At 71.5% G+C, this 25,100-nt stretch carries 25 protein-coding genes and 1 pseudogene; 15 read left to right on the top strand and 11 right to left on the bottom strand.

Annotated features, from left to right (window positions below; all coding sequences use genetic code 11):
• Positions 1–463: 463 nt before the first annotated feature.
• From IF655_RS10005 to IF655_RS09975, 7 genes are all read left to right on the top strand, one after another.
• Positions 464–1,411 (top strand): 5-dehydro-4-deoxyglucarate dehydratase, encoded by a 948-nt coding sequence (locus IF655_RS10005; protein WP_199583753.1) that lies wholly within the window; start codon positions 464–466, stop codon positions 1,409–1,411.
• Entirely contained in the window at positions 1,408–2,697 is a 1,290-nt protein-coding gene (locus IF655_RS10000) for a glucarate dehydratase family protein (protein WP_199583752.1), read from the top strand. The genes IF655_RS10005 and IF655_RS10000 overlap by 4 nt, the downstream gene beginning before the upstream one ends.
• Before the next feature lie 129 nt (positions 2,698–2,826).
• The gene (locus tag IF655_RS09995) at positions 2,827–3,963 is read left to right on the top strand and encodes a carbohydrate kinase family protein (RefSeq protein WP_199583803.1); all 1,137 of its coding nucleotides are present in this window, start codon (positions 2,827–2,829) and stop codon (positions 3,961–3,963) included.
• 819 nt (positions 3,964–4,782) lie between these two features.
• Positions 4,783–5,853, top strand: a complete 1,071-nt coding sequence (locus IF655_RS09990; RefSeq protein ID WP_199583751.1) for a PhoH family protein — start codon at positions 4,783–4,785, stop codon at positions 5,851–5,853.
• A gap of 12 nt (positions 5,854–5,865) precedes the next feature.
• Positions 5,866–6,363, top strand: coding sequence for an rRNA maturation RNase YbeY (gene ybeY / locus IF655_RS09985; RefSeq protein ID WP_199583750.1), 498 nt, complete (start codon positions 5,866–5,868; stop codon positions 6,361–6,363).
• A 9-nt stretch (positions 6,364–6,372) separates the two neighbouring features.
• The gene (locus IF655_RS09980) at positions 6,373–7,671 is read left to right on the top strand and encodes a hemolysin family protein (protein WP_199583749.1); all 1,299 of its coding nucleotides are present in this window, start codon (positions 6,373–6,375) and stop codon (positions 7,669–7,671) included.
• Positions 7,668–8,027: an MmcQ/YjbR family DNA-binding protein gene (locus tag IF655_RS09975; protein ID WP_199583748.1), complete on the top strand. Its 360-nt coding sequence runs from the start codon at positions 7,668–7,670 to the stop codon at positions 8,025–8,027. Before IF655_RS09980 ends, IF655_RS09975 begins: the two co-directional genes overlap by 4 nt.
• A gap of 12 nt (positions 8,028–8,039) precedes the next feature.
• On the opposite strand, the gene IF655_RS09970 is transcribed toward IF655_RS09975, so the two are convergent.
• Positions 8,040–9,491, bottom strand: coding sequence for an MFS transporter (locus tag IF655_RS09970; protein ID WP_199583747.1), 1,452 nt, complete (start codon positions 9,489–9,491; stop codon positions 8,040–8,042).
• 193 nt (positions 9,492–9,684) lie between these two features.
• Here IF655_RS09970 and IF655_RS09965 point away from each other — a divergent pair, with 193 nt between their 5' ends.
• Both IF655_RS09965 and IF655_RS09960 read left to right on the top strand, forming a co-directional pair.
• Positions 9,685–10,500, top strand: a complete 816-nt coding sequence (locus tag IF655_RS09965) for a helix-turn-helix transcriptional regulator (RefSeq protein ID WP_242488634.1) — start codon at positions 9,685–9,687, stop codon at positions 10,498–10,500.
• Positions 10,497–10,847, top strand: a complete 351-nt coding sequence (locus IF655_RS09960; protein WP_199583745.1) for a cytidine deaminase — start codon at positions 10,497–10,499, stop codon at positions 10,845–10,847. Before IF655_RS09965 ends, IF655_RS09960 begins: the two co-directional genes overlap by 4 nt.
• Positions 10,848–11,103: 256 nt before the next feature.
• On the opposite strand, the gene IF655_RS09955 is transcribed toward IF655_RS09960, so the two are convergent.
• Both IF655_RS09955 and IF655_RS09950 read right to left on the bottom strand, forming a co-directional pair.
• Positions 11,104–11,442, bottom strand: a complete 339-nt coding sequence (locus IF655_RS09955; protein WP_199583744.1) for a P-II family nitrogen regulator — start codon at positions 11,440–11,442, stop codon at positions 11,104–11,106.
• Entirely contained in the window at positions 11,439–12,728 is a 1,290-nt protein-coding gene (locus IF655_RS09950) for an ammonium transporter (protein ID WP_199583743.1), read from the bottom strand. The genes IF655_RS09955 and IF655_RS09950 overlap by 4 nt, the downstream gene beginning before the upstream one ends.
• A gap of 217 nt (positions 12,729–12,945) precedes the next feature.
• Between IF655_RS09950 and era the strand changes: the two genes are divergently transcribed.
• Complete coding sequence (gene era, locus IF655_RS09945; RefSeq protein WP_199583742.1) at positions 12,946–13,899, top strand: GTPase Era; 954 nt, start codon at positions 12,946–12,948, stop codon at positions 13,897–13,899.
• Positions 13,900–13,912: 13 nt separating this feature from the next.
• Here the strand turns inward: era and IF655_RS09940 are convergent, their stop codons facing one another.
• Entirely contained in the window at positions 13,913–14,842 is a 930-nt protein-coding gene (locus IF655_RS09940; protein WP_199583741.1) for an AraC family transcriptional regulator, read from the bottom strand.
• 147 nt (positions 14,843–14,989) lie between these two features.
• Between IF655_RS09940 and IF655_RS09935 the strand changes: the two genes are divergently transcribed.
• The gene (locus IF655_RS09935) at positions 14,990–15,745 is read left to right on the top strand and encodes an SDR family NAD(P)-dependent oxidoreductase (protein WP_199583740.1); all 756 of its coding nucleotides are present in this window, start codon (positions 14,990–14,992) and stop codon (positions 15,743–15,745) included.
• Positions 15,746–15,844: 99 nt separating this feature from the next.
• Here IF655_RS09935 and IF655_RS09930 read toward each other — a convergent pair whose 3' ends face one another.
• The 3 genes from IF655_RS09930 to IF655_RS09920 form a co-directional block, all read right to left on the bottom strand.
• A complete protein-coding gene (locus IF655_RS09930; RefSeq protein WP_199583739.1) occupies positions 15,845–17,161 on the bottom strand; it encodes a GH1 family beta-glucosidase in 1,317 nt (438 codons plus the stop codon).
• Between the two features lie 578 nt (positions 17,162–17,739).
• Entirely contained in the window at positions 17,740–18,006 is a 267-nt protein-coding gene (locus tag IF655_RS09925; protein WP_018545215.1) for a protealysin inhibitor emfourin, read from the bottom strand.
• A 21-nt stretch (positions 18,007–18,027) separates the two neighbouring features.
• Positions 18,028–19,095: a M4 family metallopeptidase gene (locus tag IF655_RS09920; protein WP_199583738.1), complete on the bottom strand. Its 1,068-nt coding sequence runs from the start codon at positions 19,093–19,095 to the stop codon at positions 18,028–18,030.
• Positions 19,096–19,416: 321 nt separating this feature from the next.
• Here IF655_RS09920 and leuA point away from each other — a divergent pair, with 321 nt between their 5' ends.
• From leuA to IF655_RS09905, 3 genes and pseudogenes are all read left to right on the top strand, one after another.
• Positions 19,417–21,138: a 2-isopropylmalate synthase gene (leuA, locus tag IF655_RS09915; protein WP_199583737.1), complete on the top strand. Its 1,722-nt coding sequence runs from the start codon at positions 19,417–19,419 to the stop codon at positions 21,136–21,138.
• Positions 21,139–21,350: 212 nt separating this feature from the next.
• On the top strand, positions 21,351–22,019 hold the full coding sequence (locus tag IF655_RS09910; protein WP_199583736.1) for a TerB family tellurite resistance protein: 669 nt from the start codon (positions 21,351–21,353) through the stop codon (positions 22,017–22,019).
• Positions 22,020–22,080: 61 nt separating this feature from the next.
• Positions 22,081–22,503 (top strand): annotated as a pseudogene (locus tag IF655_RS09905) (nitroreductase family protein); the annotation flags it as partial.
• 55 nt (positions 22,504–22,558) lie between these two features.
• On the opposite strand, the gene IF655_RS09900 reads toward IF655_RS09905, so the two are convergent.
• Together IF655_RS09900 and IF655_RS09895 are read right to left on the bottom strand one after the other, a co-directional pair.
• Positions 22,559–22,942, bottom strand: a complete 384-nt coding sequence (locus IF655_RS09900; RefSeq protein WP_199583735.1) for a hypothetical protein — start codon at positions 22,940–22,942, stop codon at positions 22,559–22,561.
• Positions 22,939–23,244, bottom strand: coding sequence for a hypothetical protein (locus tag IF655_RS09895; RefSeq protein WP_242488633.1), 306 nt, complete (start codon positions 23,242–23,244; stop codon positions 22,939–22,941). The genes IF655_RS09900 and IF655_RS09895 overlap by 4 nt, the downstream gene beginning before the upstream one ends.
• A gap of 172 nt (positions 23,245–23,416) precedes the next feature.
• On the opposite strand from IF655_RS09895, the gene IF655_RS09890 reads away from it, so the two are divergent.
• Positions 23,417–23,968 carry an EF-hand domain-containing protein gene (locus IF655_RS09890; protein ID WP_199583734.1) on the top strand — a complete coding sequence of 184 codons (552 nt, stop codon included), beginning with the start codon at positions 23,417–23,419 and terminating at the stop codon, positions 23,966–23,968.
• Positions 23,969–24,025: 57 nt separating this feature from the next.
• Here IF655_RS09890 and IF655_RS09885 read toward each other — a convergent pair whose 3' ends face one another.
• On the bottom strand, positions 24,026–24,622 hold the full coding sequence (locus IF655_RS09885) for a hypothetical protein (RefSeq protein ID WP_199583733.1): 597 nt from the start codon (positions 24,620–24,622) through the stop codon (positions 24,026–24,028).
• Positions 24,619–24,993 (bottom strand): PadR family transcriptional regulator, encoded by a 375-nt coding sequence (locus IF655_RS09880; RefSeq protein ID WP_199583732.1) that lies wholly within the window; start codon positions 24,991–24,993, stop codon positions 24,619–24,621. Before IF655_RS09880 ends, IF655_RS09885 begins: the two co-directional genes overlap by 4 nt.
• Positions 24,994–25,100 lie beyond the last annotated feature (107 nt).

Below are 25,100 nucleotides of genomic sequence, written 5' to 3'. Positions count from 1 at the left end.
TCGAGCAGAAGTTGAGTGCCTGTGATCTGGATCACATATGGTTTGGAGTGTGTGAGTACGGGTATTTGCCTGCGCTCCTCCGGGCGAGTGACCGGTGGGCGATCGGCGGGTGACCGGGCGGGCGGTCGGTTTCTGATCTCGGGTGATCACAAACGACCGTGGATGCGCTATGGTTGATCACGTCGCGGTCGCCGGAACTCCCGGTGGCGGACAGTGCGTTGGTGGTCCAAGGAAAGACGCCCCGCTTCCTGCGGGGAAATGCAGGTGCAAGGCCTGCCCGGCGCTCGATCGAGCCCCATCCCGTCTCTGGCGGGGTGGGGCTCTTTGCTGTGCGCGCCCGCGCGCCCGTCCGTTGCCGCACTCCGGTCGCGCGCCCCTCGATGCGCCATTGACGGTGTCATGTACGTGTACTTAGCCTCTGTTCTCATACGTGATCGGCATTCACAAGGGGAGATGGTGGCCGATGAGCGACGACCCGGACCCGCGGAACGTGGCACGACGGCTGCGGGAGGGCATGGCGCACGGCGTGCTGTCCTTCCCGCTCACCGCCTTCCACGACGACGGCACCCTCGACCCCGAGGGCTTCCGCGCCCATGTGTCCTCCCGGCTCGCCGCCGGACCCGGCGCCCTCTTCCCGGCGTGCGGCACGGGCGAGTTCTTCTCCCTGGACGAGGACGAGTACCGGCAGGTCGTCGCCCTCGCCGTCGAGGAGGCGGCCGGACGCGTGCCCGTGGTCGCCGGGACCGGCTACGGCTGGGCGCAGGCCGCCCGCTTCGCCCGGATCGCCGAGGAGGCAGGAGCCGACGCCCTCCTGGTCCTCCCGCACTACCTCACCGCCGCCCCGCAGTCCGGTCTCGTCGCCCAACTGGAGCAGCTCGCCGCCCGCACCCGGCTCCCGCTGATCACCTACCAGCGTGGCCAAGTCGCCTACGACACCGGGTCGTTGCGGCGCCTGACGCGCATCCCCCAGGTCATCGGGCTCAAGGACGGGCACGGCGACCTCGACCGCCTGAGGCGCCTCACCCTCGCCGCCCCCGAGGACTTCCTCTTCTTCAACGGCGCCGCCACCGCCGAGCTGCAGGCCCGCGCCTACGCCGCCGTCGGCGTCCCCGCCTACTCCTCCGCCGTGCACGCCTTCGCCCCCGAGATCGCGGACGCCTTCTTCACCGCCCTGCGCGGCGGCGACCACGGCACCACCGAGAAGCTGCTCCGGGAGTTCTACGGTCCCTTCGCCGACTTCCGCGACCGGGTGCCCGGGTACGCGGTCTCCCTGGTCAAGGCGGCGGCGAGGCTGCGCGGACAGCGGGTCGGACCCGTGCGCGCCCCGCTCACCGACCCCTCCGACGCCGACCTCGGCGTGCTGCGGGAGCTGCTGGCCACCGGGCTCGACCTGGTGGGAGCCGCGCTGTGAACCGCGAACTGACCGTGGTGGACGTCCGGTTGACCCCCGTCCTGGTGGCCGACCCGCCGCTGCTCAATGCCCAGGGCGTGCACCAGCCGTACACCCCGCGGCTGATCGTGGAGGTCGTCACGGCGGGCGGGGCGACCGGGCTCGGGGAGACCTACGGGGACACCGATTACCTGGAGCTGGCACGCCCGCTGGCCGAGCAGCTCGTCGGTCGCTCGGTCACGGATGTGAACGCGCTCTTCGGTCTCGGGCTCGACGTGGACGAGGAGCGGGTGCGCGGGGCGCTGGACGCGGGCGGGCTGCGCGGGGTGCGCAGCGCGGACAAGCTCCGCCTCTCCGTGCTCTCCGCCTTCGAGGTCGCCTGTCTGGACGCGCAGGGGCGCGCGCTCGGGCTCCCGGTGCACGCGCTGCTCGGGGGGCGGGTGCGGGACGCGGTGGAGTACAGCGCGTACCTGTTCTACAAGTGGGGCGCCCACCCGGACGGCGTGCCGTACGAGCCGGACGACTGGGGTGCCGCGCTGGACCCGGCGGGGATCGTCGCGCAGGCCCGCCTCTTCGCGGAGCGGTACGGGTTCAGCTCCTTCAAGCTCAAGGGCGGCGTCTTCCCGCCGGAGCAGGAGGTCGCCGCCGTCCACGCCCTCGCCGAGGCGTTCCCCGGGCAGCCGCTCCGGCTCGACCCCAACGGCGCCTGGTCCGTGCCGACCTCGCTGAAGGTGGCAGCCGAACTCGCGGACGTCCTCGAGTACTTGGAGGACCCGACGCTGGGCACACCGGCGATGGCCGAGGTGGCCGCCGGGTGCGGGGTGCCGCTCGCGACCAACATGTGCGTGACCACCTTCGGGGAGATCAGGGAGGCGTTCCTGCGCGACGCCGTGCAGGTCGTCCTCTCCGACCACCACTACTGGGGCGGACTGCGCAACACCCGGCATCTCGCGGCGATATGCGCGGCGTTCGGGGTCGGGGTGTCCATGCACTCCAACACCCACCTCGGCATCAGCCTCGCCGCCATGACCCAGGTCGCGGCGACCGTGCCGAACCTGCACCACGCGTGCGACTCGCACTATCCGTGGCAGTCGGAGGACGTGCTGACCGAACGGATCGAGTTCCGTGACGGCCGGGTCGCGGTCTCCGAACGACCCGGTCTCGGCGTCGAGTTGGACCGCGACGAGCTGGCCCGATTGCATCGGCGCTGGACCGAGGACGACGGGCGGCTGCGCGAGCGGGACGACGCGGCGGCGATGCGGGTGGCCGAACCGGGGTGGCGGACACCGGTGATGCCGCGCTGGTGAGGGGCGGTCCGGGGCGTCACCGTCCGGGGTGGACGGCGTGGCGGGACCTTCCCGGTACGGGGCCGACGTGGTGCACACTGGCCAGATCCGCACCACGACAGGGAGCCAGCCGTGACCCCGTCCCCCGCGATGGCCGGAGAGGAAGCCGGAGGAGAACCGGAGCACCTCACGCAGGCAGCGCGCCACCAGGCGCAGGTCGACCCGCTGGCCGGCCTGCGCGCGCCCGGCGATCCGCCCTTCGACGTGTATCTCACCGGCACGGTGTTCCTGGACATCGTGTTCACCGGACTGGACTCGGCGCCGGTGCGGGGTACGGAGTCGTGGGCGCGGGGCATGGGCTCCAGCCCCGGCGGGGTCGCCAACATGGCCGCCGCGCTGGCCCGGCTCGGGCTGCGCACGTCGCTCGCGGCGGCCTTCGGGGACGACCACTACGGGGAGTACTGCTGGGACGCGCTCGCCCGGGGCGAGGGCATCGACCTCACGCCGTCGCGCACGGTGCCGGGGTGGCACTCGCCGGTGACGGTCTCCATGGCGTACGAGGGCGAGCGGACGATGATCTCCCACGGCCACGAGCCCCCGCCCGAGGAACCCGCCCCCGACTGCCCGCCGCACGCCCGCGCCGCCGTCGCCTCCCTGACCCCCGGCACCCGCGCCCCCTGGATCGCCCAGGCCGCCCGGCGCGGCACCCGCGTCTTCGCGGACGTGGGCTGGGACGACACCGGCGCGTGGGACCTCGCCGGTCTGGCCGACCTGGAGCACTGCGAGGCGTTCCTGCCCAACGCGGAGGAGGCGATGCGGTACACCGGCGCGACCTGCCCCCGCGCCGCCGCGCACGCCCTCACCGAACACGTACCCCTCGCGGTGGTCACCCTCGGCGCGGAGGGCGCCTACGCGGTGGACCGCCGCACGGGGGAGACGGCCGAGGTCCCCGCGATCGAGGTCGAGGCACTGGACCCCACCGGCGCGGGCGACGTCTTCGTGGCCGGCTTCGTGACAGCCACCCTGGCGGGCTGGCCCCTCGCCGACCGCCTGGCCCTGGCCGGCCTCACCGCCGCCCTCTCCGTCCAGGAATTCGGCGGCTCCCTCTCCGCCCCCGGCTGGTCCGAAATCGGCGCCTGGTGGCGCCGGGTCCAGTCCCTCCCCTCCCAGAACCCCACAGCCCTCCACCGCTACGCCTTCCTCGACGCCCTGGTCCCACCCCACCTGGACCGCCCCTGGCCGTTGCGCCGAGCGGTCCCGACGATCGGCTTCGGGCGGTCGGCGTAAGGCAGGGCGAGTCGGGCGGGGCGCCCCTTCTACGAGTCCTCAGCGCGCGGCTCAGCCCGCAGAGCCACCCGTGACCCGCGCAGCGGAAGCGGAGCCGCAGGTGTGCCGTGCCGCACCGCCATTCCCGTACCCCATCGGCCAACCCCCGACCTGCGGGGCACCCGGGCCCGCGCAGCGGGAGTGGCCCCCGGGCCACAGCCGTGTCCACCCCCGGACCGTGCGGCAGGCGCGGTTCCCCCGCGCGGACACCGCCGGGGAGGCGTCGGCCACAGCGTCGGCCCGCCCGCGGGCTCTGCGCAGAGGGCCCCACCAGGACACCTCCGGCATTTCATCGCCCCGAGCCCGCGGGGCGGAAGTGGGCCCCTGGGGCCGGAGCCGTAATGGTGGTGACCGTCATGCGGCACGCGCCCCGCTGCCCCGCGCAGCAGACCCTGCCAGGGCGGACCCCCGGCAGGACAGCTCCGCATCTCATGACCAACCCCGCAGCCACCTCCGCGCCCTGCGCACCGGAGCCCCCGCCAGGACAACCTCGTACCCCATCGCCACTCCACAGCCGTTTCCGCCCGCGCAGCGGAACCACCCTCGCGAGGACAGCCCCGCAGCCCGTCGGCCACTCGTGGCAGCCCACTCTCACGCCCCGCGCAGCGGAACCCCCGTGAGGGCAGCACCGTCTCCAGCCCCGGGCAGCGGACCCGCCCCCCCGACCGGAGGAAAAACGCTGCCGTCTTGTCGGGACCCCGTCGTACTCTGGACAGTGCGAGGCCGCCCTTGGGGGTGCGGCCGTGATGAGGAGGAATCGCAGGCCCTGAGCGCCGGCCCATGACTCAGACACCCACAGCTCAGACTTCCGCGCAGCGGGCGCGAGCACAGATCAGCATTCCCGCCCAGCACCCCATGGTGACCGTGCTGGGGTCCGGAGACTCCCTGCTGCGCGTGATCGAGAAAGCCTTCCCGGCGGCCGACATCCATGTCCGGGGCAATGAGATCAGCGCGACGGGCGACCCGGCGGAAGTGGCCCTCATCCAGCGCGTGTTCGACGAGATGATGCTCGTGCTCCGCACCGGGCAGCCGATGACGGAGGACGCAGTGGAACGCTCGATCGCCATGCTCAAGGCGAGCGACAACGGGACGAGCGACGGCCCGGAGACCCCGGCCGAGGTGCTGACGCAGAACATCCTGTCCTCGCGCGGCCGCACGATCCGCCCCAAGACGCTCAACCAGAAGCGCTACGTGGACGCGATCGACCAGCACACGATCGTTTTCGGCATCGGACCCGCCGGCACCGGCAAGACCTACCTGGCCATGGCCAAGGCGGTCCAGGCGCTGCAGTCCAAGCAGGTCAACCGGATCATCCTCACCCGCCCCGCGGTGGAGGCCGGAGAGCGCCTCGGCTTCCTGCCCGGCACGCTCTACGAGAAGATCGACCCCTACCTGCGCCCCCTCTACGACGCCCTGCACGACATGCTCGACCCCGACTCGATCCCGCGGCTGATGGCGGCGGGCACGATCGAGGTCGCCCCGCTGGCGTACATGCGTGGCCGTACCTTGAACGACGCCTTCATCATCCTGGACGAGGCACAGAACACCAGCCCCGAGCAGATGAAGATGTTCCTCACCCGCCTCGGCTTCGACTCGAAGATCGTCATCACCGGTGACGTCACCCAGGTCGACCTGCCGAACGGCACCAAGTCCGGTCTGCGGCAGGTGCAGGAGATCCTGGAGGGCGTCGAGGACGTCCACTTCTCCCGGCTGTCGTCGCAGGATGTCGTCCGGCACAGGCTCGTGGGCCGTATCGTCGACGCGTACGAGCAGTACGACAGCACGCACGGCACCGAGAACGGCGCCCACAAGGGACACAGCCGCGGCAAGGCCGGACCCAAGGGGAAGTAGACCAGCACGACCATGTCGATCGACGTCAACAACGAGTCCGGCACCGAGGTAGACGAGCAGGCGATCCTCGACATCGCCCGCTACGCGCTCGCGCGGATGCGCATCCACCCGCTCTCCGAGCTCTCGGTGATCGTCGTGGACGCCGACGCCATGGAGCAGCTCCACATCCAGTGGATGGACCTGCCGGGGCCGACGGATGTCATGTCCTTCCCGATGGACGAACTGCGTCCGCCGGGCAAGGACGACGACGAGCCCCCGCAGGGACTCCTCGGCGACATCGTGCTCTGCCCCGAGGTCGCCACCCAGCAGGGCAAGGACGCGCCGACCCAGCACTCCATGGACGAGGAGCTCCAGCTCCTCACCGTCCACGGCGTGCTGCACCTCCTCGGCTACGACCACGAGGAGCCGGACGAGAAGGCCGAGATGTTCGGGCTCCAGGCCGCCATCGTGGACGGCTGGCGCGCCGAGCGCGGGATGACCGGGCCGTCCCCGGCGCCGACCGTCTCGTAGGCGGGGCGCATGAGTCCGCAGATCGTGATCGGCGCGGTCGCGCTGATCGTCGTGGCCTGGCTCGCCGCCTGCGCGGAGGCGGGCCTCGCCCGTGTCTCCAGCTTCCGCGCCGAGGAAGCCGTCAAGTCAGGGCGCCGGGGCAGCGCCAAGCTCGCCCAGGTCGCCGCCGACCCCACCCGCTATCTGAACGTCGCCCTGCTGGTCCGCGTCGCCTGCGAGATGGCGGCGGCGGCGCTCGTGACGTACGCCTGCCTGCGGGAGTTCCCGGACACCTGGGAAGCCCTGCTGATCGCCATCGCGGTGATGGTGCTCGTGTCGTACGTCGCCGTCGGTGTCTCCCCGCGCACCATCGGCCGCCAGCACCCGCTGAACACGGCCACGGTCGCGGCGTACGTCCTGCTGCCGCTGGCCAGGATCATGGGTCCGATCCCCTCGCTGCTGATCCTCATCGGCAACGCGCTCACCCCCGGCAAGGGCTTCAGGCGCGGTCCGTTCGCCTCCGAGGCGGAGCTGCGCGCGATGGTCGACCTCGCGGAGCAGCAGTCGCTGATCGAGGACGACGAGCGCCGCATGGTGCACTCCGTCTTCGAGCTGGGCGACACCCTGGTGCGCGAGGTGATGGTGCCGCGCACCGACCTGGTCGTCATCGAGCGGTACAAGACCATCCGCCAGGCACTCACCCTCGCCCTGCGCTCCGGGTTCTCCCGCATCCCGGTCACCGGCGAGAGCGAGGACGACATCGTCGGGATCGTGTACCTCAAGGACCTGGTCCGCAAGACGCACATCAACCGCGACGCCGAGAACGACCTCGTCTCCACCGCGATGCGCCCCGCCGTCTTCGTGCCCGACACCAAGAACGCGGGCGACCTGCTGCGCGAGATGCAGAAGGACCGCAACCACGTCGCCGTCGTCATCGACGAGTACGGCGGCACGGCGGGCATCGTCACCATCGAGGACATCCTGGAGGAGATCGTCGGCGAGATCACCGACGAGTACGACCGCGAGCTGCCGCCCGTCGAGGAGCTGGGCGACGGCCGCTACCGGGTCACCGCCCGCCTGGACATCACCGACCTCGGCGAGCTGTACGGCCTGGAGGAGTACGACGACGAGGACGTGGAGACCGTCGGCGGACTGCTCGCCAAGGCGCTCGGCCGCGTCCCCATCGCGGGCGCCTCGGCCGAGGTCGAACTCCCCGACGAGCGGCGCCTGAAGCTCACGGCGGAGGCGGCGGCCGGACGCCGGAACAAGATCGTGACGGTGCTGGTCGAGCCCGCCGGAAACGCGGCGCGGGAGGAGAAACCCGAGTGAAACCCCAGGAGCTGCGCGCCCTGTGTCTGTCCTTCAACGCGGTCGTGGAGGACTTTCCGTTCAACCCGGAGACCTCGGTCTTCAAGGTGCTGGGCAAGATGTTCGCCCTCACGAACCTGGGCGCGCGGCCCCTGACCATCAACCTCAAGTGCGACCCGGAGGACGCGATCCGGCTCCGCACCGAGCACGCGGACCTCGTCGTCCCCGGCTGGCACATGAACAAACGCCACTGGAACACCGTCACGGCGGACGGCGCCCTCCCGGACACCCTCCTGCGCGAACTGGTCGAGGACTCCTACGACCTGGTCGTGGCCGGACTGCCACGAGCGGAGCGGCTGCGCCTCGACCGCCCGTGACGGCACGGGAGTTCAGACCCCCGTCCGGCCCCGGCGCAGTCCCGTCCCGACCAGCGCGGCGGCGGCCAGCACGATCGCCGCGTCCAGCCCCAGCACCGTGTGGACGCCGGAGAGCAGGTCGGGGGAGGCGGCGGCGAGGCTGCCGAGCAGGGGGATGCCGATGGTGATGCCGACCTGCTGGGTGGAGGTCACCAGACCGGTGGCCAGCCCCTGTTCGGAGTCCGGGACGCCCGAGGTGACGGTCAGGCCGTACGACACGATCGCGCCCAGGTGGCACATGCTCGCGAGCGAGACGGCGGCGGTGGCGAGCCACGCCGACCAGGAACCGGTGTCCAGCAGGAGCAGGGTCGCCACCAGCGCGCCCTGACCGGTCAGTGAGACGACCAGGGTGCGCGGGGCGCCCAGGCGCCCGACGACCCTCGGGGCCAGGGTGCCCGCGACGACCGACAGGACGCCCTGCGCGCCGAAGACGAGCCCGGTCTCGAACGCGGACAGACCCAGGATCTCCTGGAGGTACAGGGTCAGCACGAAGATGACCGCGGACATCATCGAGAAGGTGACCAGCCCGCCCAGGTTGCCCCACGCCACCGTGCGGCGGCGCAGCATGGGCAGCGAGACCAGCGGGGCGGGCGTACGGGACTCGATCACGGCGAACCCGGCCAGCAGGGCGAGCCCAGCGACCAGGCAGAGCAGCACGTCGGCGTGGCCGAAGCCGCGGTCGGCGGCGCTGGAGAGGGCGTAGATCAGGGACAGCAGACCGCCCGTGACGGTGACCGCGCCGGGCACGTCCAGGTGGCGGTGCGCGGCGGTGCGGGACTCCGGCAGCAGGGCGGGAGCCAGCGGCAGCACGAGCAGTGTGACGAGCGTGAGCAGGGCCATCGTGGAGCGCCAGCCGAGCGTGTCGGTGAGGACGCCGCCCGCGATCATGCCGGTGGTGAAGCCGAGGGACAGCAGCGCGCCGGAGACACCGAGCGCGCGGTCGCGGGCCGGACCCTCCGCGAAGGTGGTCGTCAGCAGGGACATGCCGGTCGGCACGATGGCCGCCGCGCCGACTCCCTGCAGCGCGCGGGCGGCGAGGAAGACCTCCGGGTTCCAGGCCAGCGTCGCCAGCAGCGAAGCCGCGCCGAACAGACCGAGCCCGCCGAGGAACAGTCTGCGGCGCCCGTAGAGGTCACCGACCCGGCCGAAGAGCAGCAGGAAGCCGCCGGACGGCAGCGCGAAGGCGGTGACCGCCCACTGGAGTGCCGTACGGCTCATGCCGAGGTCCGCGCCGAGCCGGGGGAGGGCCACGTTCAGGACGGAGAAGTCCAGGGCGACCATGAACTGGGCGGCGCACAGGACGAAGAGGACGAGCCTGTCGCGGGTGGACAGCCGTACGGGGCTTACGGGGGTGGGGAGTTCGCGTGCGGTGAGGTCCGGTTCCGGAGTCGGTGAGGTGGTCGGTTCGGTCGTGTCGATCGCCATGGCACGAGCTTGCGGGCGCGGGAAGAAACGCGGGGAGTCGGAACTTATGGTGGTGGTGGCACCACCAGACACGGCTACGACGGGGGAGCGGCACGTGGCGCCTGCGGGCACGGGTACGGGCACAGGCACGGGTACCGGTACGGGTACGGGTGCGGCGAGAAGTGAACGGCGCACCGAGCTGCGGGAGTTCCTGATGAGCAGGCGCGCCCGGGTGAGTCCCGAGGAAGCGGGGCTCCCGGCGGGCGGGGTACGGCGCCGTACGCCCGGGCTGCGGCGCGAGGAGGTGGCCGTGCTCGCGGGCGTGGGCGCCTCCTGGTACCAGTGGCTGGAGCAGGGGCGGGACATCTCCGTCTCCCCGCAGGTCCTCGACGCGGTCGCGCGGGTGCTGCGACTGAGCGACGCCGAGCGGCGGCACCTTTATCTGCTCGCCGGGCTCAACCCGCCCGCGCCTCAAGTCGCCCCGGACCGGATGGACATGTGCGAGGGGCTGCGGCGGCTGATCGACACGTGGATGCCGTATCCGGCGCACATCATGGACCGCTACTACAACTGCGTGATGTTCAACCACGCGGCTGCCGTGGTGTTCGGCATGGGGCGCGGGGGCGCCCCGGGGAACTGTCTCGTCGACTTCTTCACCGATCCGCTCTACCGGTCGCGCAACCGGAGCTGGGACCAGAACGCGCGCACGGTCGTCGCGCAGTTCCGCGCGATGTACGCAGGGTGCCCCGACGACGAGGGGTTCCAGGCGGTCCTCGCCGAAGTCAGCGCGGCCAGCGCCGAGTTCTGCCGGATCTGGGCGGAGCGGGACATCGAGGACCAGGGGCAGATCCGCAAGGAGCTGGAGCACCCTGTCGCCGGGCGGCTCGTCGTCGAGTCCACGGCGATGCAGGTGCCCGCCCGTCCCGACCTCCTCGTCGTCCTGCACACCCCGCTGGACGAGGCGGACACCGCCGCCAAGCTGGAGTGGCTGGCGGGGGAGGGTTCCGCTGTTCGTATGCTCGGGGCATGAGCGAGAACGAGCTTGATCCTGAGGACCGGAAGATCGTGACGCTGGCGCGGTCGGTACGGGCGCGGAACGGCGTCGCCGAGGGGGCGGCGGTACGGGACGAGACGGGGCGGACGTATGCGGCGGGGTCCGTGGAGCTGCCGTCGCTGTCGTTGAGCGCGCTGCGTACGGCGGTGGCGATGGCGGTGGCTTCGGGGGCGAGGTCTCTTGAGGCGGCGGCGGTGGTGAGCGCGGCGGAGGGAGTTGCTCCGGCGGACCTGGCGGCAGTCGCCGACTTGGGAGGCGCGGGCACGCCGGTCCTCCTCGCCGCCCCGGACGGAGTCGTCCACCTGACCGTCCCCGCCCCCTGAGCCACCAGGGGGCTCCGCCCCCTGGACCCCCACTTTGCCCACCACACCCACCCGTCTCGGGAGATGAAGAGGGCACCGTCACGGGGTGGCAGCTCGGGTGGGCAAGGACGAACCCGGCGCCGGGAATGCCTCCGGCACAGCCAGCCGGTCCGATTCCCCTCGGCGCCTGCGGAGCCCACGTCCTTCCGGGCGCTGCCGTCCCTCCCTGTTCGACCGGTGTCAGCCGTTGGGTTGGCGGGTGGGTGGGCAGGCTTGGTCAGAGCGCCGCAGGCCCCCGTTCGCCCGTCCGTACCCGCACCACCGTCTCCACCGGTACCGCCCACACCTTGCCGTCCCCGATGCGCCCGGTGTGCGCCGCGTCCACCACCGCGGAGAGCGCGTCGTCGGACACCGCGTCCTCGACCAGGACTTCGAGGCGGACCTTGGGGACGAGGTCGACCTGGTACTCCGCGCCGCGGTAGACCTCGGTGTGGCCACGCTGACGACCGTAGCCGCTCGCCTCGGTGACGGTGAGCCCGTGGATGCCGAGGGCGCGAAGTGCTTCCTTGACCTCGTCGAGGCGGTGGGGTTTGACGACGGCGGTGATGAGCTTCATGCGGGGGTGCCGGCCTTCCGGACGGGGGCGCCATGGCCCAGGACCCCGTGATCGTAGGCGGTCTCGGCGTGCACCGTAAGGTCGAGACCGGTCCGTTCGTGCTCCTCGCTCGCCCGCAGACCCATCAGCCGGTCGAGCAGCTTCCCGAGGGCGTACGTCATCGTGAAGGCGTACGCGCCCACGGCGAGGACCGCCACCGACTGCCGGCCAAGGAGCGCGAACCCGCCCCCGTGCAGCAGCCCCTCCGCCCCGCCGGTCAGCGCCCGGTCCGCGAAGAGCCCGATCAGCAGCGTGCCGATGATGCCGCCGACCAGATGGACCCCCACCACGTCCAGGGAGTCGTCGTAGTTCAGCCGGAACTTCCAGCTCACGGCGTACGAGCAGACGACCCCCGCCGCGAGCCCGACCACCAGCGCGCCCAGCAGGGAGACCACCCCGCAGGCGGGGGTGATCGCGACCAGTCCCGCCACCGCGCCCGAGGCGGCGCCGAGCGTCGTCGGATGACCGTCCCGCTTCTGCTCGACCAGGAGCCAGCCGAGCAGCCCGGTGCACCCGGCCGCGAGGGTGTTGAGGAAAGCCGCCGCGGCGAGCCCGTTGGCGCCGAGCGCGGAGCCCGCGTTGAACCCGAACCAGCCGAACCAGAGCAGACCGGCACCAAGTACGACCAAAGGCAGATTGTGCGGGCGCATCGCGTCCTTCTTGAAGCCCAGCCGCGGGCCAAGGACCAGACACAGCGCCAGCCCCGAGGCGCCCGAGGTGATCTCCACCGGCAGCCCGCCCGCGAAGTCCAGCGCGCCCAGCCCCCCGCCGCCTATCCAGCCGCCGGGACCCCACACCCAGTGCGCGACCGGAACGTATACGAGCAGGGTCCACAGCGGCACGAACACCAGCCACGCCGGGAACCGCGTCCGGTCCGCCACCGCCCCGCTGATCAGCGCCGCTGTGATGATCGCGAAGGTGAGCTGGAAGGTGGCGAAGAGGAGGGTGGGGACCGTGCCGTGGAGCGAGGACGGGCCGATGTGGGCCATGCCCGCCTCGCGCAGACCGCCCAGCAGCCCCGCGCCCGTGTCCGCGCCGAACGCGAGCGAGTAGCCCCCGGCCAGCCACACCACCGTGACCAGCGCGATGGACACGAAGCTCATCATCAGCATGTTGAGCACGCTCTTCGCGCGGACCATGCCGCCGTAGAAGAGGGCGAGTCCCGGGGTCATCAGCAGGACCAGGGCGGTGGCGGCGAGCAGCCAGGCGGTGTCGCCGGAGTCGGCGTGCGCGGCGGCGAGGGTCACGGGCGTCTCCAGCGGTCGGGAAGGTCAGGAGGGGGCGCGGGCTCGTCAGAGGGTCACCGGTCCGCGTTTCCGGTCGCCTACAAGGGGGTTACCGTGATGTTTCGGAGCGGGACGTCCGAGGAAGAGGGCGGCCATGTCCGGCCGTACCGCGACTCCTCACCGGACCCCCGCACCCGCCCGTGCGGCGCCGCTCCGTGGATCAGGGAGAATGGTCGGCATGAGCGTTCGTACCCAGTCATCCGAGCGGTCGGGCGACAGCGTCCACCGCGCAGGCTTCGCGTGCTTCGTGGGCCGTCCCAACGCGGGCAAGTCCACCCTCACGAACGCTCTCGTCGGGCAGAAGGTCGCGATCACCGCGAACCAGCCGCAGACGACGCGGCACACGGTGCGCGGCATCGTCCACCGCGAGGACGCCCAGTTGATCCTGGTCGACACCCCCGGTCTCCACAAGCCGCGCACCCTGCTCGGTGAGCGGCTCAATGACGTGGTGCGCACCACCTGGGCCGAGGTCGACGTGATCGGCTTCTGTCTCCCGGCGAACGAGAAGATCGGTCCCGGCGACCGCTTCATCGCCAAGGAGCTGGCCGGGATCAAGAAGACCCCCAAGGTCGCGATCGTCACCAAGACCGACCTGGTCGACTCCAAGACCCTCGCCGAGCAGCTCATCGCCATCGACCAGCTCGGCAAGGAGCTGGGCTTCGAGTGGGCCGAGATTGTGCCGGTGTCGGCGACCGGCGACAAGCAGGTGGGTCTGCTGGCCGACCTGATCGTGCCGCTGCTGCCCGAGGGTCCGGCGCTCTACCCCGAGGGCGACCTCACCGACGAGCCCGAGCAGGTCATGATCGCGGAGCTGATCCGCGAGGCAGCCCTGGAGGGCGTGCGCGACGAGCTGCCGCACTCCATCGCCGTGGTCGTCGAGGAGATGCTGCCCCGCGAGGACCGCCCGGCGGACAAGCCGCTGCTCGACATCCACGCCAACGTCTACATCGAGCGCCCCAGCCAGAAGGGGATCATCATCGGTCCCAAGGGCAAGCGCCTGAAGGACGTCGGCATCAAGTCCCGCAAGCAGATCGAGGCGCTGCTCGGCACGCCGGTCTTCCTCGACCTGCATGTGAAGGTCGCCAAGGACTGGCAGCGCGACCCCAAGCAGCTCCGCAAGCTCGGCTTCTGACGGGCGCTCCCGCTCACGTCAGCACCCCCGCCGGGCTCCGCACCGCCTCCCGCAGGCGCACCGCGTCCCGGCTCGGCGGGGCACCGAACCGACGCCGGTACTCGCGGCTGAACTGCGACGGGTTGTCGTAGCCGACGCGTTGCCCGACACCCGTGACGTCGCCGGGGCGGGTCGCCAGCAGCAGCCGCGCCTCCTGGAGGCGGATCTGCTTCTGGAACTGGATGGGGCTCATCGCCGTCACCGCCTGGAAGTTGCGGTGGAACGCCGAGACGCTCATCCCGCACCGCCGCGCCACGTCCGCCACCCGGAAGGGCTCCGCGTAGTGCTCGCGGATCCAGGCGACCGCGCGGGAGACATGGCTGAGCCCGCTGTCGGGCAGACCGAGCTGGCGGACCGTCGCCCCCTGCTCCCCGGTGATCAGCCGCCACAGGATCTCCCGCTTCACCAGCGGCGCGAGGACGGCACGATCGCGCGGCTCGTCCAGCAGCCGCACCAGCCGGACCACCGCGTCCAGGAGCGCGACAGGCGCGTCGCTGACCGCGATGCCCGACGGAGCGCCCTGCGTCGCGCGGGGGAGGTCCCCGGGCGCCGCGCCGAGCAGCAGCTCGGCGACGGCCGAGGGGTCCAGGGTGAGACCGAAGCCGAGGGCGGGGTGGTCGCGGTCCGCGCGGGTGAAGTGGCCCGTCACCGGCAGGTCGACCGACGCCACCAGATACTGCCCGGCGCCGTACGCGAACACCCGCTCGCCCAGGGCCAGATGCTTCGCGCCCTGCGCGATCACCGCCAGCACGGTCCCCGACATCGACGGCTCCGGGGGATCGGCGCGGTCGACCCGTGAGATGAGCACGCCCTCGACGGCCGTGGTCCAGTCGGGCCGCACATGCCGCTCCAGCAGGGCGCGCAGCTCTTCCAGCAGTGCTTCCGTTCGTGTCGCCTCCGGCATACCGCCATTGCAGCACCTCCCGCCGTCCCCGCTCCCGCACACGAGAGGATCGTGCAGGTACGCGGGAGGATCGTTCTACGTTTCCGCAGGTCAGGGGCGCCTAATGGAGGGAGGAAGTCCATCGGCTCGCACTCCTGGAGGAATCCCATGCAGATCGCCCTCGTCACCGGAGCCAGCTCCGGCATCGGGCGCGCCGCCGCCGTCGAGATCGCCAAGCGCGGCATCGGTGTCGTCCTCACCTACGGACGCAACCGGCAGGGCGGGCTCGACACCGTGGCCGCCGTCGAGAAGGAGGGCGGCACGGCGGTCGCGCTGCCGCTGGACCTCGGCGCGTCCGGCACCTTCGACGCCTTCCGGGACACCGTGACCGGCGTGCTGCGCGACACCTGGCGGCGGGACACGTTCGACCACCTCGTGAACAACGCCGGGCTCGCGCACTCCGCGCTGATCGAGGACATGACCGAGGACACCTTCGACCTGCTGGCGCGGGTCCTGCTGAAGGGACCGTACTTCCTGACGCAGAGGCTGCTGCCGCTGATGGCCGACGGGGGCGCGATCGTCAACACCAGCAGCATGGCGGCGGACTCCTCTCCCGAGCCCGGCTACTCCGCCTACGCGGCGATGAAGGGCGGTCTCAACGTCCTCACCCGCTACATGGCCAAGGAGTTCGCCCCGCGCGGCATCCGCGTCAACGCCGTCTCGCCCGGACCGACCCGCACCCGGCTCGGCGACGACGGCTTCACCCGCTTCCCGGAGGTGATCCCGGCCCTCGTCGCACGCACCGCGTTCGGGCGGGTCGGAGAGCCCGAGGACGTCGGCGCGCTGATCGCCACCCTGGTCTCCGACGAGAGCCGCTGGGTCACCGCGCAGAACATCGAGGTGTCCGGCGGGTACGACCTCTAGTGCCGCGGCAGGCAGCGTTTGCCCGTCAAGGAGCGGTGTCCGGTGCGGCGAGAGTGCGTGCCGGGCGTCGCGACGGGGCGAACGTTGCCTGTTGCGGCACTAGTCCTTGAGGTTCCGCAGCAGCTCGCGGTACCAGCGGTACGACGCCTTCGGGGTGCGCTCCCGCGTCGCGAAGTCCACGTGGACCAGACCGAAGCGGCGGGCGTACCCCTCGGCCCACTCGAAGTTGTCCAGCAGCGACCACACGAAGTAGCCGCGCACGTCGACCCCTGCGGTCAACGCGCCGTGCAGGGCGCGGACATGGGCGTCCAGATAGGTGATGCGCTCCTGGTCGTCGAGACCCTCGTACGAGCAGCCGTTCTCGGTGATGACGACGGGCGGGAGCCGGTCGCCGTAGCGGTCCCGGAACCCGGTGAGCAGCTCGGTCAGCCCCTCGGGTACGACGGGCCAGCCGAAGTCGGTGACCGGGTAGCCTTCGATCTCCTTGAGGGAGAAAGGGAGTTCGGCCGGGACGGTGACTCCGCCGAACTCGGTGTCGGTGCCCTCGGGGGCGCCCACCCGGGTCGGCGCGTAGTAGTTGATCCCGTACCAGTCCACCGGTTCCCCGATGATCCGGGCGTCCGCCTCGGTGTCGCCCGGCATCAACTCGCCCATGCCGTCCGGGTACTGGCCCAGGATGACCGGTTCCGCGAACAGCCGGTTCAGCAGGAGGTCGTAGAAGGCGGCGGCTTCCTGGTCGGCGGGGTCGGCGGAGGCGGGCCAGGTCGGGGCGTGCGAGTTGGCGATGCCGACGCTGGTCGCCCCGGCGGCGCGCAGGGCGCGTACCGCCAGTCCGTGGCCCAGGAGTTGGTGGTGGGCGACGGGGAGCGCGTCGAACAGCAGCCGCTTGCCCGGCGCGTGGATGCCGAGCGCGTGCCCCAACAGGGTGTGCTCGGCGGGCTCGTTGAGCGTGATCCACTGCCCCACCCGGTCCCCGAGCCGCTCCGCGACCCGCGCCGCGTGATCCGCGAACCGGTACGCCGTGTCCCGCTCCAGCCAGTCCAGCGAGGCGGGCAGATCCCAGTGGAACAGCGTCGGCACCGGGCGCACGCCCACCGTGCACAGCGCGTCCACCAGCCGGTCGTAGAAGTCGAGCCCGCCGGGCGACTCGACCCGCGGCCACGACACGGAGAACCGGTACGCGTCCACCCCGAGATCCGCGAGCAGCGCCACGTCCTCCGGCCACCGGTGATAGTGGTCGCACGCGACCGCCGCCGTCGACCCGTCCTTCACCCGCCCCGGCTCCGCGGTGAACACGTCCCACACCGACGGCTCCCGCAGCCCGACCGCCCCCTCGATCTGATGCGCCGAGGTGGACACCCCCCACAGAAACCCGTCGGGAAACCGGGGCACAGGACCGCGCGCGTCAGTCACCATGCGGGGATCATCCGCGCGGTCGCGCCGCCGCGTCAACGGCACCGATGCCTTCCGGCACGGAGTCCCCGCGCCGGTACCGCTGCCCGTTGTCCGGCCGCCGACCGCGAAGGCGAACGCCGACACCAGGGCTGCGCGGCCGCGCGGCGCCATGACCGGGCCGGGCGCGCTGTCCCGGAGCTGGCCACGCTGCCCGTCTTCCCGACCCCGGGGGAACTGCCGCTCCGGCTGGCCGACGCCCGCGCCGTGACTGCCCGCCGCACCAACGTCGCGCCGGCGCCCCCAGCGCCGACTGCGGAGGCGAGGGCCGGATCGGCGGGCGAAGCGCCCAGCGTGCGGCCATGACCGAGCCGGGGGCGTCAGCCGGTCGATGCCCGGACACGGCCGCCCACCTCACCGGCCCTCGCGCTGGGCGCCCCCGGCCGGACTCGTCCCCCGGTCCCCGGCAGGCACGCCGCTCGATGCCGCCGGTCCGCATCCCCGGCAACGCAGCCCGGGCCTGCCACGAGGGCGGCGAACCCACCCTCCCCCGCAAGCGGACCTGAGCCGAGCCGACCGAGCGGCTGAACCCAACGGCGTGACTACGCGCCCTCCTTCAGCACCCGCGACACCAACTCCCGCTGTGCGTCGGTCAGTCGGGGGTCCGCCGCGTGGATCGTGCGGCCATCGACCGTGATCTCGTAGTGGAAGCCGTCGGGGACGCCCGCGGGCGGGGCGGTGTGGCCGGAGGTCAGGGCGCGTTCGGCCAGCGAGCGCAGCTCCGTGGCGTCGGGGCGGGTCGAGGTGTCGATCTCGGCCCGCCGCTCGATGCCCGCGAAGCCGCCCGTGCGCCGTACTTGGATACGCATGGGGACCTGTTTAGTACGGAACTAGAGCGTGTGCACCCCGACCTCCTCCCACGCCTTCTCCACCGCCTGGAGTTCCGCCCCCGCGCCGTACCGCTCGCGTGCCGCCTTCACGGTGAGGGTGGCGAAGTCGCTGAACTGGGCGTCCTGTTCGAGGTCGCCGCCGGTCAGCACGTCGTACCAGATCTGGCCCGCCTTCTCCCAGGCGTAGCCGCCGATGGCGGAGGCGACGAGGTAGAAGGCGCGGTTGGGGATGCCGGAGTTGATGTGCACGCCGCCGTTGTCCCGGCCGGTGTGGACGTAGTGCTCCATGTCGGCGGGCTGGGGGTCCTTGCCGAGGACGTCGTCGTCGTAGGCGGTGCCCGGTTCCTTCATGGAGCGCAGGGCCTTGCCGGTGACACGTGGGGCGAGCAGACCCGCGCCGATCAGCCAGTCGGCGTCGGCGGCGGTCTGGCGCAGCGAGTACTGCTTGATCAGCGAGCCGAACACATCGGAGAGCGACTCGTTGAGCGCGCCGGACTGGCCGAAGTAGGCGAGGTTGGCGGTGTACTGCGTGACGCCGTGGGTGAGTTCGTGGCCGATGACGTCCACCGGGATGGTGAAGTCGAGGAAGATCTCGCCGTCCCCGTCGCCGAACACCATCTGCTCGCCGTTCCAGAAGGCGTTGTCGTAGTCCTTGTCGAAGTGCACGGTCGCCTTCAGCGGCAGCCCGCTGTCGTCGATGGAGTGGCGTCCGTACGCCTTCAGATACAGCTCGAAGGTGGCGCCGAGTCCCGCGTACGCGCGGTTGACGGTGGCGTCGGCGCCCGGTTCGGAGCCCTCGGTGCGGACCTGGTGCCCGGGCAGGTTCTGGGTGTGCCGGGCGTCGTAGATCGTGCGGTGCGGCTGGTCGGCACCGGCGCCGTGCGGCGCGACGGCGGTCGCGCCGATCACGGTGGTCAGCCGTCGGCGGGTGCGCTCGAACGCGTCCCGCTCCAGGGAGCGGCGGGCCGGGCCCGACAGGGCGGGGTCGGAGTCCTGGGCGAGCTTGTCGAGGAGGTGCGGCGGGACGATGGTGCAGAAGACGGGCTCGAAGCCCCCGTGGGTGCTCATACCTGAAAATGCTTGCACTGCGTGACGTCAAAGTCACTAGTTGCCACCGCGATTGATGAAATGCGGTGATTTCAGTCGTCACTCCGCGTCACGAGGTGGTATGGACGCGTCCGGAGCGGAACCCCCCTCCGGTTCCGCATGCTGATACGCCCCGGCGCCTCCGGAGCGGCTCGGCTAGGCTGCGGAGCATCATGCGATTCGGGCTGCTTCTCCTTAGCTGCCGCGGCGAGGGCCTGTAGACAAGGCCGACCCCCTCCCCGCGGTGCTCTGGCGTTGCGTCGTCGGCCGTCCATCCGGACCTTCCGAGGAGCCCACGCGATCATGGCGAACCGCCAGCAGCCCAGCCCGATGCCGATCCACAAGTACGGCCGGTACGACCAGGTCGACATCCCCGACCGCACCTGGCCGGAGAAGCGGATCACCACCGCCCCCCGCTGGCTCTCCACCGACCTGCGCGACGGCAACCAGGCGCTGATCGACCCGATGTCGCCCGAGCGCAAGCGCCGCATGTTCGACCAACTGGTCAGGATGGGGTACAAGGAGATCGAGGTCGGCTTCCCGGCTTCCGGCCAGACCGACTTCGACTTCGTGCGCTCCATCATCGAGGAAGAGGGCGCGATCCCCGAGGACGTGACGATCTCCGTCCTGACCCAGGCTCGCGAGGACCTGATCGAGCGCACCGTGGAGTCCCTGAAGGGCGCCCGCCGCGCCACCGTCCACCTGTACAACGCGACCGCCCCGGTCTTCCGCCGGGTCGTCTTCCGCGGCTCCAAGGACGACATCAAGCAGATCGCCGTGGACGGCACCCGCCTGGTGATGGAGTACGCGGAGAAGCTGCTGGGTCCCGAGACCGAGTTCGGCTACCAGTACAGCCCGGAGATCTTCACCGACACCGAGCTGGACTTCGCGCTGGAGGTCTGCGAGGCGGTCATGGACGTCTACCAGCCGGGTCCGGGGCGCGAGATCATCCTCAACCTGCCCGCCACGGTGGAGCGTTCGACCCCCTCCACGCACGCGGACCGCTTCGAGTGGATGGGCCGCAACCTCTCCCGCCGCGAGCACGTCGTCCTGTCGGTCCACCCGCACAACGACCGGGGTACGGCGGTGGCGGCGGCCGAGCTGGCCGTGATGGCGGGCGCCGACCGCGTCGAGGGCTGTCTGTTCGGGCAGGGCGAGCGCACCGGCAACGTCGACCTGGTCACCCTGGGCATGAACCTGTTCTCGCAAGGCGTCGACCCGCAGATCGACTTCTCCGACATCGACGAGATCCGTCGCACGTGGGAGTACTGCAACCAGATGGAGGTCCACCCGCGCCACCCGTACGTGGGCGACCTGGTCTACACGTCCTTCTCCGGCTCCCACCAGGACGCCATCAAGAAGGGCTTCGACTACATGGAGACCGAGGCGAAGACCAAGGGCGTCACGGTCGACGACCTCGAGTGGTCGGTGCCGTACCTGCCCATCGACCCCAAGGACGTGGGCCGCTCCTACGAGGCCGTGATCCGGGTCAACTCGCAGTCCGGCAAGGGCGGTGTGTCGTACGTCCTGAAGAACGACCACAAGCTGGAACTGCCGCGCCGGATGCAGATCGAGTTCTCGAAGATCATCCAGGCGAAGACGGACGCCGAGGGCGGCGAGATCACCCCGCGCGACATCTGGGCGGTCTTCCAGGACGAGTACCTGCCGAACCCGGAGAACCCGTGGGGTCGCATCCAGGTGCGCACGGGTCAGTCGACCACCGACACCGACGGCGTGGACACGCTGACCGTCGAGGCGACCGTGGACGGCGCGGACACGGTCCTGACCGGTTCGGGCAACGGTCCGATCTCGGCCTTCTTCGACGCCCTGCAGTCCATCGGCGTGGACGTACGCCTGCTGGACTACCAGGAGCACACGATGAGCGAGGGCGCCTCCGCGCAGGCGGCGTCCTACATCGAGTGCGCGATCGGCGACAAGGTTCTGTGGGGCATCGGCATCGACGCGAACACGACACGTGCGTCGCTCAAGGCGGTCGTCTCCGCGGTGAACCGCGCGACCCGCTGACCCGTCCCTGACCGGGCCTTTCGGCGCCCGGACCGTCGTATACGACCTGCGTACGACGGCCCGGGCGCCGCTGTTCATGTGGCGTATACCGGCCATGGCTCACCCGGGGTAATGGGCCGGTCTCGTTCGAGGTACTGACTCGGGCTCCGCAGTGTGGCTAACATCACGCCAGCGCGGCGATGTTGCCGCGTCGTTACGTGCGGAGGTGCGACGTGCTGCCAGTACGGGGACGAAACGGCCGTGCCGCCAGAGCTGCGCGCATTCTGGGCACCCGCACGACCTGGACTCCGGCCGGGGACGGCGAGTTCTTCTGTCCCGGCTGCGGGGGCGACCGCAACTACCAGCGGATGACGGGTCACGTCCGCCTGACCCTCCTCGGCGTACCGGTCCTCTCGCGCGGCGAGACCGGTCCGGTGGTGGAGTGCGCCGCCTGCCAGCGCCACTACGGTCTCGACGCCCTGGACCATCCCACCTCGCGCCGTCTCTCCGCGATGCTGCGGGACGCGGTCCACACGGTCGCCCTGGCCGTCCTGGTGGCCGGGGGCACCGCCTCCCGCGCTCCCGTGGCCAAGGCTGCCGCCACCGTCCGCGCGGGCGGCGTCGAGGACTGTGCGGAGGAGGAGCTGGCCGCCCTGGCCGACGCCGCGGGTCCCTACAGCGCGAGCCTCGCCCTCGAACTCCACACCACCCTGGACCCCCTGGCCCCCCACCTCGCCGCCCCCGGCCGCGAGGCACTCTTCCTCGACGCGGCCCGCATCGCCCTGGCGGACGGCCCGTACACCCCGGCGGAACAGGGCGCGCTGGCCGCGATCGGCGCGGCGCTGCTGCTGGGCGCGGGGGAGATGGGGCGGCTGCTGGAGGTGGCGCGGCGGAGGGTCTGACGGGAGCCGCAGAGGTGCTGAGCGGGCGCTGGGGTGCGGCGGCGTGGATGTGTAGGAAGCCGTGGACAGCCGCCGGGCCGTAAGGGCGTTCAGCGACGAGCCGGTGCCCCGGGGCACCCTCGAACGCGTGCTGACCGCCGCGACACGGGCTCCGTCGAGCGGGAACCTCCAGCCGTGGCACGTGTACGTCGTGACCGGCGAGCCCCTGGCCGACCTCAAGCGCCGCGCGACGGCCAGAGCGGCGTCCGGAGACCCCGGCGACTCCCGCGAGTACCCGATGTACCCGGCCGACCTCGCCTCCCCCTACCTGGACCGCTTCACCGCTGCCGCCGCCCAGCGCTACCAAGCCCTCGGAATCGACCGCGACGACCCGGACCGCCCGGCGAAGATCGCCGCCCTGAACTCCACCGCCTTCGGCGCCCCGGTCGTTCTGTTCTGCTACCTCGACCGCGCGATGGGTCCCGGCCAGTGGGCCGACCTGGGGGAGACGGTGCGCTTCGTGGGCGGGTGACCGCCGGGTGGCCCGGGTTCCGCCGGGGTCAGCGCCTTTTCAGCAGCCGGGAGAGCCGTCCTTCGGTGGACCGGCTTTCGTGGGCGAGCATCGCGCGTGCCGTCTCCTGGGCGCCGAGCGGAGAGCGGCCGGGCTGGTGGCGCCGCCAGTAGCGGGCGACTCTCCGTTCCAGACCGGGCGCGTCGGACTCCTCCGTGCGGGCCAGGGTGACCGCGCCCGTGTCCTCCCAGCCGTCGGGCACGGTGAGGGCAAGTACGCGGCCGTCGGGGGCATAGGCGGTGTACTCGTCGTCCGCGACGTCCATCGCCTCCAGGTCGCTCGTGGCGTGCGCGAAGGACGCGTGGACGGACAGCCAGTCGTCGCGGTCGAGGACGAGCACGGTCTCGGGCGGCAGGGGTGCCGAGCCGCTCACGGTGCGCCCTGGAGGAACGCCCGGTAGGCGTCGGCGGCGTCGGGTTCCACGGTCGGCGCGCCCGGGCCGTACCGGGTGTCGGTGCGGTCGCGCTTCGGGCCGGAGAGCCAGAAGGTGTCGTCGGTGTCGACGTCGTAGAAGTTCGCGTCGGGCAGTCCGAGACCGGTGCCGCGCCGCAGGGTCCGACCCTGGAAGTACGCCGTCTTCCAGGTCTTAGAGAACTCCACCCAGCCGATCCACGACGGTCCGCGATCGATGTCGTAGCCCGTCTTGAGCTGCACGAACATGAGTCTGCGAGGCATGGAACCAGCTTGGCGGGAAGGGGGCGCGCGGTAAAGCGGATTTGGGCGGACCCGGAGCCGAGGTCGGGGTGATCACCGGATCGGGTGGAATATGCGCGCTTCGGTATATCCGTGCGGGATTGTGCCCCATGCTGAGGGGGTCACGAGGCAAGATCACGGAAGGGCTCGGTCCATGACCACCACCGCGCAGGACGTCATCTCCGTCAAGCTGGAGCGCTCGTTCGACGCCCTCGACGCCAACAGCGACGGCTACCTGGACTGGACGGACTACCAGAAGCTCGGCGACCGCTACATCCAGGCGTACAAGCTGGACAAGGACGACCGCCGGGCCCGCGCCCTCCAGACCTTCTGCCAGATCTACTGGCTGGAGCTGCTGCGCCACGCGGGCGTGGACGCGGACCGGCTGACGAAGGACCAGTTCGTCACGGCCAACCGGCTCGCCGTCATCGACACCAGCCGGCTCAACGTGACCGAGGGCGGCGGCCACGCGATCTTCGACGTCATCGACGTGGACGGCGACAACGAGATCAGCAAGGACGAGTTCGCCCGCTTCCTGAAGGACGTGTGGCAGAGCGACGCGCCCGACGCGATGGAGTCGTTCACCCGGCTGGACACCGACGGGGACGGCGCGATCTCCCGCCAGGAGTTCATCCGCGCGATCCGTGAGCACTACTTCTCGAACGACCCGGAGGCGCCGGGCAGCCTGTTCTTCGGCCGCCCCTGAGCCTGCGGACCGGCCAGGCGGGTCCGGTGCCGGTGACCCCGTACCGGACCCGCCGTCTCAGACGCGCCGCGCCCGCCACAGCCAGGTCGCCACGCCCGCGAGCAGGACGAGCGCCGCCAGGTTGGCCAGGAGCGCCGGGGCGCCGGTCGCCGGACCGTTGCCGGAGAGGTTGGCGGTGGCGAAGACGGCGCTCGGCAGGACGGCGGTGAGCAGGACACCGGTGGTCTTCTGGACGGCGGTCCAGTGCACCGAGGTGCACAGGAGCACCGCGCCGATGATGCGGAACAGCACGCCGAACGCGGGCCCCGGAAGGTCGGGGAAGATCATCATGAAGGGCAGCGAAAGGGTCAGCATCAGCAGCGGGACCAGCGGATGGACCTTGCCGCGCCTGGCGGGGGCGGCGTCAACGCCCTTGACCGACAGCCCGGTTGCCCCGCTCTCCGTCTCGGCCAGCGCCGTCGCCGCGATCGTGCGGGGGTCGCCCAGCTCCGCCAGCACCTCACCGACCGGGGCGTCGGGACGCTCGGCGCGCGTCACCTCTATGTGCTCCGTCAGATCGGCGAGGAGTTCCTGACGCCGGTCGGCGGGCAGCGCGGACGCCTCGCGCTCGACGGCGAAGAGGTAGTCGCGGACGGCATCGGCAGAAGTCTTCATGCGGGATCTCCGGTCGAGGAGGGCGAGGTGGCCAGAAAGGTGTCGACGGCGTCGCGGAACCCGGGCCAGACGCGCGTGAACTCGTCCAGCGCGGCCCGGCCGCTGTCGGTGAGCGCGTAGTAGCGCCGGGGCGGTCCGGAGGGGGACTCCTGCCAGGTGGTGGTGACCAGATCGTCGCGACGGAGCCGGGAGAGCAGCGGATAGACCGTCCCCTGACTGGTCGCCAGCGTGCCCGAGCCCTCCAGCGCCTGCAGGAGTTCCACCCCGTAGCGCGGGCGGTCCCGCATCAGAGCGAGCACGCAGTACTCCAGCACCCCCTTGCGCAACTGGGCGGCCGCCCTGGCCTGCTTGGTCGAATCACCTGGTTCCATGCGATGCAAGATACCTGGCCGGACAAGTGCGGGGAAGGGATGCGGCGGTATTCCCCGGCGCCCCTGGTGTCGGCACCGCCCGCCCCGCGCCCCGCCGAAATAATCAC

This window comes from Streptomyces sp. DSM 110735 (assembly GCF_016482685.1).
Lineage (GTDB): Bacteria > Actinomycetota > Actinomycetes > Streptomycetales > Streptomycetaceae > Streptomyces.
The sequence above is the reverse complement of the archived record's forward strand: the minus strand, read 5'-3'. Positions and strand labels throughout refer to the sequence as shown.